This window comes from Pseudomonas laurylsulfatiphila, from assembly GCF_002934665.1.
Taxonomy (GTDB): Bacteria; Pseudomonadota; Gammaproteobacteria; order Pseudomonadales; family Pseudomonadaceae; genus Aquipseudomonas; species Aquipseudomonas laurylsulfatiphila.
Genome location: NZ_NIRS01000004.1, coordinates 51,229 through 66,867, shown reverse-complemented (window position 1 = coordinate 66,867; position 15,639 = coordinate 51,229). Strand labels below are relative to the sequence as shown.

The following is a 15,639-nucleotide window of genomic DNA, read 5'->3' as shown; positions in this document are numbered from 1 at the left end:
AACTTGATCGAAGTTATGACATGATCTTGCGGGCAGCGATGATAGCCTCGTATCGGCTCGATACGCTGAGCTTGATGAAGATGTTCTTGAGGTTCCACTTGACCGTCTGCACGCTGATGTTCAGTGCCAACGCGATGCGTTTGTTCGACATCGACTGTTCGACCAGCGCGAGGATTTCTTGCTCGCGTTTGGTCAGCGTCAGGGTTTGTGTATGAGCAGTGTTGTTCTCAGAGGACTTGGCGTTGGTCGTTGTCATGGCTTTGGTCAAGTGGGACAGCAGTTTTTGCCGGTACTGTTCTACCTCCTTGTTGGTCTGTTTTTCGAGTTTGAGCAGCAGTTCGTGCAGCGCCTCTCCTTCGTCGAGGAAAGTGCGCATCAGACCCAGGCGGTACCCGGAGGCGATCGCAGTGCCGAGGCTGCAGCTGGCTTCATCGTCACGGCCAAGTTCATCGAGCGCGAACGCCTTGAGTATGTCGGCCTTGACCAGGAGTGCGCCGCGGTTTAATTGCTGACCGATGGCATGCGCTGGCTCGAGGTCTGCCAAGGCCTGTTCAGCTTGCTGCCGGGCAAGAGACAGGCGGGCACGTGATAGCGCGGCCGTACTCTGGATGATCAATTGGCGCGACTCAGAGCTCTGAGGGGTGCGCGCCAGGTCATCAAGGGTCGTCTGCAGGGAGTGAGCATGGCGCCAGTCGCCGGTCATCAATGTGACCCTGACCTGTTCGGCGAGCATCAGGGCGATGCCATGGTCCCGTCCCATGTTTCGGAAGTGCGCCTCCTGCGTAACCAGATAGTCCAGGGCGGCCTGCGCGCTATCCTGCAGGCACTCTAGCCGTGCATGGGTCAGCGTGGCGCAGTACATGTATTCGGGCAGGGAAAAGTGCAGCACGTTCAGGCGGTTGGCGAGAGTTTCGCGGGCGTCGTCGATGCGGTCAATCTCATACAGCACGGAGCCCATGATAGTGGCCATCGTACTCGCGCTGAGCGAGCGACGGCCGTAGCCGGCTTCAGCCGTGGCAAGAATACTCGCACAGCTACGTTCGGCTTCCAGCATATTGCCTTCAAGCCAGGCGACATTAACGATGCCGGCGCGATTGAGCAATGCCATTTCGGAGTCGTGGGTTTGCACGAAGCGGGCACCCGGCGCATTGAATTCGCTTCGTGCTTCGCTACTGCGTCCCAGAAAGGCTAGCGCACCTACTGTTATGCCGACACGGAAACAATCGAAGAACGGGTGGCGCAATGGTCCGTCGCCGACGGTCCGAACCAGGGCCAGCACCGTTTCGACGTCCTCGTGGAAAACCGCGATAACTGCGTGGAGTAATGCGATGTAGCGCATCTGCAGAGGCGACATCTGGTCTGGGCTGAGCGTACTGACGAGCTGTCGGGCGCGCTCCAGATGCCCCGTAATTGCGGCAAACCAGGCACTCATCAACACCAACTGTGGGTGGCGCTCGAGCAAATCCGCCGGTACCTGGTCGATCCAGCGCATAAACAAACCCAGATGGCTGAGGCTGCTGGCGGTGGGCACGGCGCTCTGGATGATTTGCACCACGCTATTGAAGTCTTCGCTCACCAGCGCGTGGCGGATGGCCTCCGGGTACAGTTTTTTGTGGTTAAACCACTCTGCCGCACGCAGGTGCAGTCGGCTCACGTCGATCTGACTTTCGGCCAGGCGCTGGCCAAGAAACTCGGCGAACATCGGGTGCCAGCGGTACCACTGGTAGCGTTCTTGCAGGTCGTCCGCAAACAGGAACAGATTGCGTGCCTCAAGGGTGGCGATCAGCTTTGCTGCGTTATCGATTTCGCAGACGTGGGCGGCCAGTTCCGTATTGAAGCGGCGCAGGATCGAGAGCTTTTGCATGAACTCGAACAACGCGTCGGGGAGGTCGCCGATAACATCTTCGGACAAGTAGGCGCCGAGGTTTGCACTGCTGAGCAATTGCTGACGGGGTTGCTTGCCTGGCTTGACCTTCATGGAGATGGACAGCAGTTGCAGGCCTATCGGCCAGCCGTTGGTCAGTTCATGAATGACATGGGCAGCATTGAGGTCGATAGCAGCATCCAGATGGCTCTTGAGAAAGTGGTAAGACTCACAGAATGCGAACGTCAGCTCACTGCTCTCGATCTCGCACAATTCGCCTATCGCCCGCAGCCTGCCGAGCAACAGTGGTGAGGCTAGCCGCGAGGCCAGTACCAGATGAAAATTCGCCGGCGCATTGTCAACCAAAGCCTGAACCAGGGCGAGGATGGTCGGGCTGTTGATGTGATGAAAGTCATCGATCATCAGGTATTGCTCGGCACCGTTGCGGTCGAGCGAGTTGATCAGTGCCGCACAGATCGCTTGAAGCCAGTCATTGTCGCCAGGGTCGAGCAGCAGCAAATCGTCCTCGAGCGCCAGCCCCATTTTCTGCAGCGCTGTAATCAGCCCTGCACAGAAGGTTTCGGGTGCATCGTCCTCGGCGTTCAGCGACAGCCACGACACCACCTCGCCAGCCTTGAGTAACTCCAGCCGCCATTGCGTCATCAACGTGGTTTTGCCGAAACCCGCGCTGGCGGTAATCAGCACGAGTCGGTGGCGGCGTGCATCGTGCAGGCGGGCCATTAACACTTCGCGCAGCACTGCCTGGCCAGATATGCGAGGAGGGGCAAATTTGGTGGAGACAAGCAGGGAAGTCGATTTCATGAGGCTTACGTTTTTATTGGCTGGCCAAATGACAGGCTTTCCCCACTCCACTGGAGGGGAATGCGTCTGATCGGCGTTGCGCTAATTTGTGTCCGGAGACTATGAGGTATCCCCCAATGGCATGTCCATACATGACAGACGCACAACGGCTTTCGGTCGAAAGCATGCGCACTTCAATGCAGCTGGCCTACCCACCGCGTAGCCGCGTGGTGGGTGAGGCCGACACTCAGGCCACGCCGCGCTTGCGGCCTTCCCAGAACGGCGCACGCAGGTCAGTCTTGAGCACCTTGCCGACGCTGGATAATGGCAGGCTGTCACGAAACTCGACACTGCGCGGGCATTTGTAGCCGGCGATACGTTCGCGGCAGTGGTTGACGATCTCCTCGTCGGTCACACGCCTTTCCGGATTGCGGATGATCACTGCGTGCACGGTCTCGCCCCATTTGTCGCAGGGGATGCCGATCACCGCGACCTGGGCCACCGCCGGGTGGCTGGCGATGGCGGTTTCCACTTCGGCACTATAGATGTTCTCACCACCACTGACGATCATGTCCTTGAGACGGTCGCAGACATGTACGAAACCGTCTTTATCCATGAAACCGCCGTCGCCGGTGTGCATCCAGCCGTCACGAATCGCTTCGGCGGTGGCTTGTGGCTTGTTCCAGTAGCCCAGCATGACATTTGGGCCGCGCACGATTATTTCGCCAATGCTGCCGCGCGGCACTTCGCGATCCTCGGCATCGACAATGCGCACTTCCACACAGAACGCTGGCAACCCGGCGGAGTACATCTTGCCACTGTGGTGGTGTTGCTCGCTGTGATACTCCGGGAGCAGGAGTGTCGCTATCGGCGCCAGCTCGGTCATGCCATAACCCTGGCGCAGACCTGCGCCAGGGAAGGCCTCGCGCGTGCGTTCGAGCAATGCGGGCGTGATAGGGGATGCGCCATAGTTGATGGTTTGCAGTGAGGACAGGTCGAACTCGCTGGCTTGCGGGTGGCTACTGCGCCAGTCCAGCAGCATCTGGATCATGGTGGGTGCCAACAGTATTTCGCTGACACGTTGCTCAGCGATGGTTTCCAGCACCTTCTGGGGGGTGAACGACGGCAGGATCAGGTGCGTGCCGCCACTGATGAACAGTGCAGTCATCGCCGCAAAGTCGGCCAGGTGGAACATTGGCATCACATGCAGGTAGCGTTCCTGCGGGCGACACGAGCCCGACGCGACCAAGGCCATCGAAGAAGCACAGATATTGGTATGGCTGAGCATCACGCCCTTGGGGAAACCCGTGGTGCCGCCGGTATAGAAGATGCCCAGCAGCGCATCACCCTGGCGCCGCGCATCTTGCACCGGGGCACTTGCTGCAATCAGTGCTTCAAAATTGAGCATGCCGGTCGGGGTTTCACCGTCGCCGGCATAGATCACCGTGTGCAGTGTCTTGGCTGTCTCGATGATCTTGCCGGCCAAGGCGACGAAGTTGTCGTCGACAATCAACACGCCGGTTTGCGAGTCATCCAGCGAATAGACGATCTCGGCCACGCTCCAACGTATGTTGACTGGATTGAGCACTGCATCGGCCCAGGGCACCGCCTGGTAGTACTCGATATAGCGCTGCGAATTCAACGATAGCATGGCCACCCGATCGCCGCTGGCGATGCCCAAGGTCTTCAGTGCGCTGGCAAGGCGGGCGACGCGATCACCGAATTCGGCATAGGTAACGCTGCCATATTCGGTTTGAATGGCAATGGCGTTGGGGCTGCGCTGCAGGTGGCGGTGTAACCCTTGGGTAATGTACATCGATAACTCCATACTCTTGTTGTTCTGGGGGTGACGGAGATACTTTGTGGTGTGCCACGTGATTGGCGTGTGCGTTACTCGGTTTTGGCGGTCGACAGGGGCCAACGGCTGCGTACCGCTTCGCCATCCGGGTCATAGGCATGGCAGGTGATGACCCAGGGTCTGTCATGAAACAAGTTTAAACAGCAACCTCGGCAGGCGGGCCTGCCGAGGGCTGTAGCAAAGCCACGAGCGGCTGGGTACTTAGAGCGAACGACCGACCAGTTCGCGCTGGATCTCGTTGGCACCGCCATAGATGCGCGTCACCCGCGCTTCGGTCCACATGCGGCCGATCGGGTACTCTTTCATGTAACCGTAGCCACCGAAAAACTGCAGGCAGCGATCGATCACTTCGCTCGAACGATCGGTCAGCCAGAACTTGCCCATGGAGGCCTGGGTCGAATCGAGCTTGCCGTCGATCCATTGCTGGATCAGGTGGTCGCAGAACGCCCGCGAGGCCAGGGTGGTGGCCTTGATGTCGGCCAGGGTGAAGCGGGTGTTCTGGAAATCCAGGACGCGCTGGCCGAACACCTTGCGTTCCTTGGTGTATTCGAGGGTCAGCGCCAGGGCGCGCTCCATGCTGGCCGTCGCGTTCATGGCTATCTGCATGCGCTCATACGGCAGCTGATTCATCAGGGTGAAAAAGCCTTTGCCTTCGACGCCGCCGACCAGGCAGTCGGCCGGGACTTCGCAGTCGTCGAAGAACATCTCCGCGGTGTCCTGGGCCTCCCAGCCGAGCTTGTCGAGGGTCTTGCCACGGCGAAAACCCGGCAAACGGGTGTCGACCAGGAAGATCGAGATACCTTTTGCGCCGCCGTTTGGATCGGTCTTGGCCACCACTGCGACCATGTCACAGATCTGGCCATTGGTGATGAAGGTCTTGGCGCCATTGATGACGTACTTGTCGCCCTGTTTCACCGCACGGGTACGGATGGCTTGCAGGTCGGAGCCTGTGTCGGGCTCGGTCATGGCCACCGAACAGATGACTTCGCCCGAGGCGATCTTCGGCAGCCAGTGCTGCTTCTGTGCTTCGGTGCCATCGGCCAGAATGTAGTGCCCCACGATATGACTGATGCCCAGGCCCAGGCTGGTGACACCGGCATAGGTCATTTCATTGATCACGGCTGCGACGTGTGCCGGAGTCCCCCCCGAACCGCCGTACACGACGGGTACGTCGGGCAGGATCATGCCCATTTCGCCAACGGCCAGCCAGGAGGCACGGTCAACTTGATGCTGTTCGCGCCATTTCTCTTCCAGCGGCGCCAGGGACTGGGTGACAAAGCGGCGAACGCTGTCAGCGAATGGAATGACGTCGTCGTCCATCCAGGGCGAACGGTAATTATCCAGCATCGCAAATACCTCGAATTCTTCTGAGTGTTGAATCCCGGATACGCCACTGCACTGTGAGCAATAGCGAATCCGGGCGACGGGACAAGCGGGCTTAGAGGGCGCCGTGGCCGCCACCGCAGACCAGGGTCTGACCGGAGACGTAGTTCGCTTCCGGCAGGCACAGCATCACCACAGAACCGGCGGCTTCATCCGGGGTGCCCGGGCGGCCCAGCGGAATCACCTGGCTCGCGCCGTCGATCATGGCCTTCTGCACGCCGACCTTGATCTCGCGACCCTCGATGGTGACGGTCTTGCTCTCGTCGCCGGCCAGTGCCTGGGTCAGGCGGGTGTCGATTAAGCCGAAAGCCACGGCGTTGACACACACCTTCATGCGCCCCCACTCCTTGGCGAGGGTCTTGGTCATGCCCAGGATGCCGGCCTTGCCTGCGGAGTAGTTGGCTTGCCCGGCATTGCCGCCAGCGGCGATGGAAGAAATGTTGACCACCTTGCGGAACACTTCACGGCCTTCGGCGGCTTCCTTCTTGGCCTGGGCGCTGATCACCGATTGTGCGGCACGCAGAATGCGGAACGGTGCGGTCAGGTGGCAATCGATGATCGCGTACCACTGCTCGTCGGTCATTTTCTGGATCACGTTGTCCCAGGTGTAACCGGCGTTGTTGATGATGATGTCGATGCCACCAAAGCTGTCCACGGCGGTTTTGACGAAGCGGTCTGCGAAGTCGGCGGCGGTGACGCTGCCCACGCAAGCCACGGCGTCGCCACCGGCGGCGCGGATTTCGGCAACCACGTCTTCGGCCGGGCTCGCGTCCAGGTCGTTGACCACGACCTTGGCGCCATAGCCGGCCAGTTGCAGGGCGACGCTACGGCCGATACCACGACCGGAACCGGTCACCAGGGCCACTTTACCTTCAAGCTTTTTCATTACTGTGTTCTCGTTTCTTATTTGAATGTGTGTGTTCACGTACGCTTCAGGCCAGGGCCACCACGGCAACACCTGCGAGCTTTTCTTCGCCGTACTGGTTGCTGCACTTGATTTCAATGCGCACGCGCTTTTCACCGTCGGCTTCGAACTTCTCGGCAACGGTGCCGGTGCAGGTCGGGATGTGGCCAAGCTGGGTAATGCCGGTGAAGCGCATGGAAAATGAACGTATCTGTTGCTGTGGCACCCAGTTGGTCAGCAGCCGGCCCAGATAGGCGGCCGACAGCATGCCGTGGGCGAACACATCGGGCATGCGTGCCTTGCGGGCGAAGTCGATGTCCACGTGGATCGGGTTGTGGTCCCCCGAGGCGCCGCAGTAGAGGGCCAGGGTGGTGCGGTTGACTGCGGGCAATGTCAGCAGCGGCACTTGATCGCCGATCTGGATATCGTTGTACTGAGAAATGTTCATCGAATGCTCCTCAACGCTGTACCAGGGTGCTGCGGATGTCGGCTACATGTTCGCCGTCTTGATTGGTCACGCGGGTTTCATTGACCACAAACTGCAGGGCACCACCTTTTTTGTCGTAGACATCGGCGATGCGCGTGTCGAAGGTCAACACGTCGCCGGCAACCGCTGGCTTGTGGTAAACGAACTCTTGCTCGGCGTGCAGAACGCGGCCCAGATCGAAGCCATAAACATTTAGTTGTTCGGTCAGATCGCGTCCTTCGCCTTGCAGGCACATGAGGAACGTCGGTGGCACTGGTAGCGATTTGTAGCCGGCAGCCTTTGCCGCCGCTTCATCGGTGTAGACTGGGTCGGTTTCGCCGGAGGCCTTGGCGAAGAAACGCAGGCGGCCCTTTTCGACATCGGCGTGAGTGACGCCGAGGGAACGACCAATCAGACTCTTGTCTGCCATTTCAGTTAACTCCTGGATATGGCCTGTGAACCCGGGCCGGCGCACAGGCAACTTGGTTCAACCGCGGCCGTATAAGGTCACGACGCAGGCGCCGCCCAGACCAAGGTTGTGTTGCAGGGCATGGCTGACGCCTTCGACCTGGCGTGCCTCGGCGCTGCCGCGAAGCTGGTGGGTCAGCTCATAACACTGGGCCAGGCCCGTGGCGCCCAGCGGGTGGCCCTTGGAGAGCAGGCCGCCCGACGGGTTGGTGACCACTTGGCCGCCGTAGGTGTTGTCGCCATCGAGGACGAAGCGCTCGGCACCGCCGATTGGGCAGAAACCCAAGGCTTCATAAGTCAGCAGTTCGTTGTGAGCGAAGCAGTCGTGCATTTCGGCGACGCGGATGTCCTGTGGGCCGATGCCGGCTTTCTCGTAGACTTCGCGAGACGCGCGCTCGGCCATGTCGCGGCCGACCAACTGAATCATCGACGGTGGATCGTAGGCGATCGGTGTGTCGGTGGTCATCGACTGGGCGAGGATCACCACGTCGGTACGCAAGCCATGCTTTTTCGCAAAGGCTTCGCTGCAGATGATCGCTGCGGCGGCGCCGCAGGTCGGTGGGCAGGCCATCAGGCGCGTCATTACGCCTGGCCAGACCACCTGGTCGTTCATCACGTCTTCGGTGGTGACGATCTTGCGGAACAGCGCCAGCGGGTTGTTGGAGGCGTGACGGCTGGCCTTGGCGCGGATCGTGGCAAAGGTGCTCATTTGGGTGCCGTATTTCTGCATGTGCTCACGGCCAGCGCCGCCAAACATCTGCAGAGCCATGGGAACGCCTTCGGCATCGGCGGCCAGCTTGGCAACGACTTCAGATGACTTGCTCATTGCAGCGGGACGGTCATCCCAGTGATTTTTCAGGGCGCCTGGCTGCATTTGCTCGAAGCCCAAGGCCAGCGCGCACTCGACAGCGCCACTTTCCACCGCCTGGCGCGCCAGGTACAGGGCGCTGGAACCGGTCGAGCAGTTGTTATTGACGTTGACCACTGGAATACCGCTCAGGCCGACTTCATAGAGGGCCGATTGGCCAGAAGTAGAATCGCCATAGACGTAACCGACATACGCCTGCTGCACCAACTTGTAGTCCAGACCGGCATCTTTCAGGGCCAGACGCGTAGCTTGAGCGCCCATCTCGATATAGGTACCGCTGGCGCCTGGTTTCAGGAACGGGATCATGCCTACGCCGGCTACATACACTTTCTGCGACATCGTCTTCTCCATACGGGGTGGTTATTGCCTCGCGCAAGGGGTGGGCGGGGCAAAGGCGGCAGGGCCGGCTCACGTGGCCAAGATACGTATCGCGTGCCAGGGGCGGACCCGCCCCTGGGGAGTGGGAAGGGAGTGGGGTGTGCGCTGGGAATTGGCATCAACGCAAGCGGGGCGCCATGCTGCGTATGCCAGACCTCATGAATACCTGTCGCTGTGCCCCCTCAACAACCACTCCCCGGGAGTGGGGGAGCTGTTCTCACCGTTGCCGTAGCCTTTTCGATATGGCCGACTTCGTCTGGCCAGACACACATTTTCGACCTAAATCGCGGTGTGCTGAAATTGCGCTTGAGTCGCCTCGAGGTGATGAACGCCATCAACGCCGGCTTGCACGAAGAACTGTCGCGAGTGTTCGTCGGTATTAGCCGGCGAGGGCAGGGGCTTTTATGGTGGCAGTGAGTTGGCCTGGTTCCGCGACATCGACCAACGGGTGTCGGCCAGCTGTTATGCCGACGCTCAAGTGCAACGCATTTACGCTGGTACCAGCGGGATCATGAAAGAAATCATCACCCGTTCGCATTAGCACGCCAGCTTGCCGGCATACCAGCGCGTGGATTGAAACGCGTCCGCACTTTACTCATAACATCATATTGGAGTTCGCAAGATGCACCCTGAGTCGTTGGTTCTCTATCGTGTCGAGGGCGGCATTGGCCGCCTTACACTCAATCGTCCCGAGCAGGGTAATGCGGTCAACCTCGCGCTCAGCGAGGCGTGGCAACACGCGGTCGAGCAGATCGCTTTGGCGCAACCGCGAGTGGTCGTGCTAGATGCGCGCGGGCCGTTGTTCTGCACCGGCGGCGACATTGCCGAATTCGTCGAGAACCGTGGCCGGCTTGTCGAGCACATCGGCGCCATACTGGGCATGCTCAACCCAGCCATGAATCGCCTGGTAAACCTCTCGGCACCCTTGATCAGCGTGGTGCACGGAAATCTGGGTGGCGCCGGAATCGCCTTTGCCTGTTGTGCCGATTTTGTCCTTGCCAGTGACAGGGCCAAGCTGCGTGGCGGCTATTCGGCCATCGGCCTGACCCCGGACCTTGGCGCATCCTATTACTTGAGCAGGCGGGCGAGCGCGGCCGCAGCCAAGCGAATCCTGATGCTCAACGAGAGTGTGCCCGCACAGGCGTGCCAGGCCTTGGGGCTGTTCGATGAACTGCACCCACCGGACGAATTGTCGGCGGCGGCCGAGCGTCTGGCACAACGCCTCGCCGGCGGTGCCAGCAAAGCATTGGGGCGGATCAAACGCCTGTGCGATGGCGCGACAGCGCATGACGTTGTCACCCACCTGGACCTCGAAGCTGCCGCGTTACTGGCGTGCGCGCAAAGCGCTGATGCAGCCGAGGGGGTGCAATCCTTTATCGACAAGCGGGCGCCGCAATTCACTGGCCGTTAATCGGCTTCTCTTCATTAGCCATTGGCTCACTAGTGCGTGGGGATCAGTCAATTGAGAGGGGGCTTCAATCGTTCGCTGGGCTATTGGTGAGTTCGAATCAGTGCCAGTCTTGCCGGGCGGGATGTCACGCTCGAGAACCTGGAATCGGACCATGCCTTCGACCTGAGGAGGCTTGGGTTTGCGTTGTCGCTACTTTTCCGATTTGGCCCAGTGGCCACGGCCAGGGAGAGGGATGCCGGCTTTGCGGCAAGCTTTGGTGACGGCGACATCGGAAACACCAATGTCGTGGGCCAATTTGATCATGGGCGTTTGCCATACTTTTTCGAACAGTTCCGCAACGGTGAAGCTCACGAATGTTTACATGCAGTCTGTCACCTTTGCTCATCGCGAATTTAAGGTCACAACACGGGGTGTCGCGGATGTTAAATTCCGGAGAGCTCTGGGTGCAACAGCCCTATGAGGGTGTCCACGTCTCTGTCTCCGCGTACACTGGAAAAGATAACATCGACTCGTTTGGCGTGTGCTCATAGGTTGAGGACAGCACGGCACTGAGTCGATCGCCCAACAGGTTCCAGGCGCGTTTCTTCTCTTCGGCATAGTCGTGATGCAGGTAGTGGCGCCTCACTCGGGAGCCAGCCAACACATGATTTTGGCAGCGATCAATGACGTCCAGGCTGACCCCCAAGGCCTGCATCATGGTCGCGCCCGTACGGCGCAGGTCATGCGGCGTCCAGTCACCGTTCTGGCCGTCGGCAAGCACCAGCGTGTCGTCGTGACGCCGTCTTGACAGGGCCTTACGGTTTTTGAACCGGGCCTGGCGATCACCCACCTGTTTGCTCACCACTTTCACATCCACATGCCCATCATCCTGCTTGTTCGGAAAGCACCATTGGGAATGTCCCGTCAGGGTCTTGAGTTCCTGAAAGAAATGCAGCGCGAAGGGGGGAGAGGAAGACATGATGGTCCTGCTTCTTGCCGCGAGTGCCTTTGACGTTTTCGCTCGGGATATACCAGGTGTGTTGGTCCAGATCGACACTCTTCCATTCGGTCTGCAGCAACTCGCCGATCCGGCACAAGGTGCCCAGGCTGATCCAGAGCGCGAGTTGAGTCTCCTTCTTTAATGGACGAATGCCCTCGTACTTTTGCCCGGCGGGGAGGGCGTCGTAATCGGCGGTCATTTGCTGGAAGCGGGTGTGCAATTCCAACAGCTCCGCCGGGGAAAGGATGCGGCTTCTTTCGGCCTCGTAGTCGGCGGGGATCAGAGGGGAGATGTCGACCAGTTCCGTCGGGTCGCCCTCGAGCAGTAAGGCCCGCCAGGGCTGCCGCTTTCTGGCCCAGCTGAACATCTGAGTGAGGTCGGCGAAGAAACTGATGGCTTGCCGGTGAGCGCCGCGGTTGATCACGGCCCGGATCAGCGCCCGAACATCGTGTTCGGAGACGCTGCTCACCGCGGTCTTGCCGAGTGCCGGAAAAAGGTCCTTGTTAAAACGGCGCTGCAATTCAGCATTGCCATCTTTGCGCGCCACGCCATCCAACAGCCACGCCTTGGCCAGATCCTGGACGGTCAGCGTTTTCACCTTCGCCGTTTTTACTTGTTCGGCCTCTACGTTAGCCGCGGCGTATGCCTGTGCCTTGGCGGTTTTCTTTTGCTCGTTGGGATTGATCTGCTCATCAATGAGCGCCCTGGCCTGATTACGCGCCTTGCGGATGTCCGTCAGGGATTTGCGCGGCCAGGTTCCGCAGGCGTACTCTTTGTTCTGGTCGCCCCAGCGATACCGATAGAAAAAGCTGACTGACACGCCGTCCTTACGGACTGAGATCCGACCGGCGAGATTGCCGTCCTCCCGGAGGATGCGGCCGGCATCTTCAGCGGTCAGCGACTCGAGTTCTTTGATGGTGATTTTGGCCATGAAACGGACTCCCCCTACTTTTACCCCCACAAAAACGTCGGCTCTTGATGGACGTTACTGGACTCTCGTAGCGCAGAACACCGCTGGAGCTCAAGTAAATACTAGCTTGGAAAAATCCAGAGTAAAATTTTGGAAGCTTTCAAGAAGTATGAAAAAGGAGATGGGGTGCTAGGGGTCGAGTGTTCGAACCACTCCGTCCCGACCATATAATTCAAGGGGTTGCGAGATTTTATCTCGCGACCCCTTTTTATTTTACGGCGTTTTTACCCCTACAAAACGACTGGCTTTCAGTGGAATCCTCACTGCGTTCGCGTGAATTGATGCCTTATCTGGCAGTCGTCTCATGAACAAGGCTGGAGAAAATTTACGCTATTTAGCCGTACCGGCGATGGATATGCTGCATGCATGGATGATCGCTCAGCGTCATCTGACGCCCGGAGGCGCGGCCATCAATAAGGCGCTCAATTACAGCCTGAAACGGTGGGCAGCGCTGTCACACTACCTCAATGGCGGGGCCGGCCCAATTGACAACAATTGGGCCAAGAACCAGATCCGCCCTTGGGTTCTTGGACATAAAACTGGCTCTTCGCAGCTTCGTTTTGCAGCGGTAAACGCGCGGCCCTGATCATAAATATGATCCAGTCTGCGCGGCTGAATGGTCATGATCCGTATGCCTCTGAAGGATGTTCTCACACACCTACCAACGCAGCGGGCGAGTGAAATCGATCAGTTACTGCCGCATCAGTGGTAACCGGTTTAGTTACGCAAGGCATGATGGCCGGACGCATAAGTAATAACGCCAGAACAGTAATACATAGACGATGTCACCCGATGCCGCTACTGGCAATGGCCAGGGGATGCTGCCCGCCAGCCAGTGACCATAAACCACCACAACAAACAGTACTTTCAGGATTATCCCGAGCAGGATATAGGGTCGATACTGCAGCGGATCGCGAGCGATCATCCAATAGGCCCAGCCGAATATGATAACCAGGCACGTAGTGAGTTGAATGAAGAGGGTTGAGGTAGGGGTAATTTGCAGCCCCAACAGTGCAGCTACGGGTTGTAGGGCTACGAGTAATGGAAGACCTGCGAATACGTTGAAGCAGGCGGCAGAAATAAACAGCTTGCGTGTATAACTGTCGGTCATGGAGTTATTCCTGAGAGGTGTTGACGCCTCGCACCATGCAGAGACATCTTGTAACTTTTAGGTCTCAGCCAAGTATCTTGAGTAATGCCGGATAGCTATTGGGGAACAGCCTGCTTATCCAGAACAAGGTGCTCGACTTGTTCCCTGTGATGATGCGTTTGGTACCTTTGCGCAGCCCCTTGATGATGTCGCCGGCACAATCTGCCGCTGGCGTCAGTAGCATCTTGTCGGCAAGCGCTTTGAACCTTTCTTCTGTACTACCGGCGGCTTTACAGCGTCGTCCGGCCTTTTCAATATTGGTTTTGATTCCGCCAGGGTGCACACACACGGCGCGCACGCCGCTGCCCTCAAGTTCCGACCATAGTGCTTCGGTCAGACCACGTACGGCGAACTTCGACATGTTGTAAGCGCTTTGCATCGGGAAACCTACCAGGCCAAATACGCTGGAAATGTTGACGATGCAGCCTTCCCGCTGGGCCTGCATCATCGGCAGGAACGCTTTGGTGCCGTACAGCACGCCCCACAGGTTGATACCGAGTTGCCACTCGTACTCATCGATGGAGGTGTTGGCAACTGTCCCGATGACTGCGGCACCTGCGTTATTGATGACGAAGTGCGCCGTGCCAAAATCTCGCTTTACCTCGTCGGCATGGGCCTGGAAGGCGTCCCAGGACGATACGTCCAGGAGATAACCTTTCGCTTTGCTGGCGTCAGGCAATAGCTTCATGGTTTTGTCGAGACCAACCTGGTTGATGTCCGACAGCGCGACGTGCGCGCCAGCTTCCACCATCTGGATAGCCAACTCTCGACCAATGCCTGATCCTGCGCCGGTGATGACGACTACTTTGTTTTGGAACATGTTTTTTATCCTTCTTGTTTTGATTGGTTTGGCCACTACAAATTTTTCTGACAAGAACTATTTGCTGAGAATGTGGATCGCGACGGCTGCCTCCTCAATACCCTGCAAACCGCCGCCGTTCTCCTGGATTGCATGGCGTGCGCCATATACCTGGCGTGCGCCAGCCTCTCCGCGCAGTTGCGTCACAAGTTCGTAGAGTTGTCCGATCCCGGTAGCGCCGAGTGGATGGCCTTTCGATTCCAGGCCACCTGAGGTATTGACCGGGATGCGCCCGCCCAGCGTGAATTCGCCACGTTCAGCCGCAGGTCCGCCCTGACCGAACGGGACCAGGCCCAGGTTTTCGACCTGAATGATTTCGCCCATCGCCGAGGCGTCATGGACTTCGGCGACATGCATGTCTTGCGGCCCCAGGCCCGCCTGTTCATAGGCCTGGTTAGCTGCCAGGTGACCGACGTTCAGTTCAGGCTGATCGAGCCGTCGATGGCTAAAGCTACGGATCACACTGGCCGCTACCTTGATGCAGCGGCTCTTGTCGGCACCGATGCGTGTGAGTCCTTCCTCGGTGCACAGGATGGCTGCTGCTGCGCCGTCCGACAGCGGCGCGCACATTGGCAGGGTGAGCGGGTAGGTGATCGGAGGGGCGGCAAGGATTTCGTCGATACCGAAGGCTTTGCGAAATTGCGAGTAGGGGTTATGGACCGAGTGAGTGTGGTTTTTTGCCGACACCGCTGCGATCTGCCGCTGCGTGGTGCCGTAGGTTTTCATATGCTGGCGGCACAATGCGGCATAGATGGCCATGAACTTACTGTAAGGCTTGTCCGATTCCGACCCGGCGGGCGGCACTACACCTTCGCCCATTTTTACCAGCGTCTGATAATTCTCTTCGGCGCGAGACACGTCCCAACCAGCCTCGAACAGCGAGAGGGCCTTCAGTTTATCCGGGATGTTCATCTTTTCCGCACCCAACGCCAGCGCGATACTGGCTGTACCGGCCTTGAGGCTTTGCACGGCCAAATTGAAGGCTGAGCTACCCGAAGCGCAGGCGTTCTCGATGTTATAGATAGGAATGCCTTCAATACCGATCTTGCTGAACACGACCTGACCTGGGATCGAGAGCTGACCTTGCAATGGGCCATTGGTCATGCCGGCATAAAACGCGATATCGAGATCGGCGGCAGTGCAGTGGGCGTCCTTCAATGCGCCCTGGAAAGCCTCACGTGCCAAGTCGTCGAGACTGCGTTCGATGTGGCGACCGAAGACGGTCATGGCGATGCCGGCGATATAGATATTGCTCATTGAAAATTCCTTATATTCAGTGG

11 protein-coding genes and 2 pseudogenes are annotated in these 15,639 nt (G+C 58.7%); 2 read left to right on the top strand and 11 right to left on the bottom strand.

Going from position 1 to position 15,639, the window contains the following annotated elements:
* Positions 1-13: 13 nt before the first annotated feature.
* The 7 genes from CD175_RS14970 to CD175_RS14940 form a co-directional block, all read right to left on the bottom strand.
* Entirely contained in the window at positions 14-2,686 is a 2,673-nt protein-coding gene (locus CD175_RS14970; protein WP_104449491.1) for a winged helix-turn-helix domain-containing protein, read from the bottom strand.
* Positions 2,687-2,912: 226 nt separating this feature from the next.
* Entirely contained in the window at positions 2,913-4,481 is a 1,569-nt protein-coding gene (locus tag CD175_RS14965) for a long-chain-fatty-acid--CoA ligase (RefSeq protein ID WP_104449490.1), read from the bottom strand.
* Between the two features lie 243 nt (positions 4,482-4,724).
* Positions 4,725-5,870 carry an acyl-CoA dehydrogenase family protein gene (locus CD175_RS14960; protein ID WP_104449489.1) on the bottom strand — a complete coding sequence of 382 codons (1,146 nt, stop codon included), beginning with the start codon at positions 5,868-5,870 and terminating at the stop codon, positions 4,725-4,727.
* Positions 5,871-5,961: 91 nt separating this feature from the next.
* Positions 5,962-6,792, bottom strand: a complete 831-nt coding sequence (locus tag CD175_RS14955) for an SDR family NAD(P)-dependent oxidoreductase (protein WP_104449488.1) — start codon at positions 6,790-6,792, stop codon at positions 5,962-5,964.
* A 46-nt stretch (positions 6,793-6,838) separates the two neighbouring features.
* Positions 6,839-7,258 (bottom strand): MaoC family dehydratase, encoded by a 420-nt coding sequence (locus CD175_RS14950; RefSeq protein ID WP_104449487.1) that lies wholly within the window; start codon positions 7,256-7,258, stop codon positions 6,839-6,841.
* Positions 7,259-7,268: 10 nt separating this feature from the next.
* Positions 7,269-7,706: a MaoC family dehydratase N-terminal domain-containing protein gene (locus CD175_RS14945; protein ID WP_104449486.1), complete on the bottom strand. Its 438-nt coding sequence runs from the start codon at positions 7,704-7,706 to the stop codon at positions 7,269-7,271.
* 57 nt (positions 7,707-7,763) lie between these two features.
* Positions 7,764-8,951, bottom strand: coding sequence for a lipid-transfer protein (locus CD175_RS14940; protein WP_104449485.1), 1,188 nt, complete (start codon positions 8,949-8,951; stop codon positions 7,764-7,766).
* Positions 8,952-9,612: 661 nt separating this feature from the next.
* Here CD175_RS14940 and CD175_RS14935 point away from each other — a divergent pair.
* Positions 9,613-10,401, top strand: coding sequence for an enoyl-CoA hydratase/isomerase family protein (locus CD175_RS14935; RefSeq protein ID WP_104449484.1), 789 nt, complete (start codon positions 9,613-9,615; stop codon positions 10,399-10,401).
* 454 nt (positions 10,402-10,855) lie between these two features.
* On the opposite strand, the pseudogene CD175_RS14925 reads toward CD175_RS14935, so the two are convergent.
* A pseudogene (locus CD175_RS14925) lies at positions 10,856-12,311 on the bottom strand (tyrosine-type recombinase/integrase).
* Positions 12,312-12,687: 376 nt separating this feature from the next.
* Here CD175_RS14925 and CD175_RS14920 point away from each other — a divergent pair.
* Positions 12,688-13,062 (top strand): annotated as a pseudogene (locus CD175_RS14920) (IS66 family transposase); the annotation flags it as partial.
* Between the two features lie 9 nt (positions 13,063-13,071).
* On the opposite strand, the gene CD175_RS14915 reads toward CD175_RS14920, so the two are convergent.
* The 3 genes from CD175_RS14915 to CD175_RS14905 all read right to left on the bottom strand — a co-directional run bounded on the left by CD175_RS14915 (position 13,072) and on the right by CD175_RS14905 (position 15,616).
* Positions 13,072-13,461, bottom strand: coding sequence for a hypothetical protein (locus CD175_RS14915; protein WP_104449483.1), 390 nt, complete (start codon positions 13,459-13,461; stop codon positions 13,072-13,074).
* A gap of 64 nt (positions 13,462-13,525) precedes the next feature.
* A complete protein-coding gene (locus tag CD175_RS14910; RefSeq protein ID WP_104449482.1) occupies positions 13,526-14,320 on the bottom strand; it encodes an SDR family NAD(P)-dependent oxidoreductase in 795 nt (264 codons plus the stop codon).
* A 57-nt stretch (positions 14,321-14,377) separates the two neighbouring features.
* Complete coding sequence (locus tag CD175_RS14905) at positions 14,378-15,616, bottom strand: thiolase family protein (RefSeq protein ID WP_104449481.1); 1,239 nt, start codon at positions 15,614-15,616, stop codon at positions 14,378-14,380.
* Positions 15,617-15,639: the final 23 nt, after the last annotated feature.

What these genes read in the sequence shown, in the direction of transcription:
- CD175_RS14940 (WP_104449485.1), bottom strand. Translation starts at nt 8,951, where the DNA reads ATGTCGCAGAAAGTGTATGTAGCCGGCGTAGGCATGATCCCGTTCCTG.
- CD175_RS14905 (WP_104449481.1), bottom strand. Translation starts at nt 15,616, where the DNA reads ATGAGCAATATCTATATCGCCGGCATCGCCATGACCGTCTTCGGTCGC.
- CD175_RS14970 (WP_104449491.1), bottom strand. Translation starts at nt 2,686, where the DNA reads ATGAAATCGACTTCCCTGCTTGTCTCCACCAAATTTGCCCCTCCTCGC.
- CD175_RS14960 (WP_104449489.1), bottom strand. Translation starts at nt 5,870, where the DNA reads ATGCTGGATAATTACCGTTCGCCCTGGATGGACGACGACGTCATTCCA.
- CD175_RS14935 (WP_104449484.1), top strand. Translation starts at nt 9,613, where the DNA reads ATGCACCCTGAGTCGTTGGTTCTCTATCGTGTCGAGGGCGGCATTGGC.
- CD175_RS14945 (WP_104449486.1), bottom strand. Translation starts at nt 7,706, where the DNA reads ATGGCAGACAAGAGTCTGATTGGTCGTTCCCTCGGCGTCACTCACGCC.
- CD175_RS14965 (WP_104449490.1), bottom strand. Translation starts at nt 4,481, where the DNA reads ATGTACATTACCCAAGGGTTACACCGCCACCTGCAGCGCAGCCCCAAC.
- CD175_RS14910 (WP_104449482.1), bottom strand. Translation starts at nt 14,320, where the DNA reads ATGTTCCAAAACAAAGTAGTCGTCATCACCGGCGCAGGATCAGGCATT.
- CD175_RS14955 (WP_104449488.1), bottom strand. Translation starts at nt 6,792, where the DNA reads ATGAAAAAGCTTGAAGGTAAAGTGGCCCTGGTGACCGGTTCCGGTCGT.
- CD175_RS14915 (WP_104449483.1), bottom strand. Translation starts at nt 13,461, where the DNA reads ATGACCGACAGTTATACACGCAAGCTGTTTATTTCTGCCGCCTGCTTC.
- CD175_RS14950 (WP_104449487.1), bottom strand. Translation starts at nt 7,258, where the DNA reads ATGAACATTTCTCAGTACAACGATATCCAGATCGGCGATCAAGTGCCG.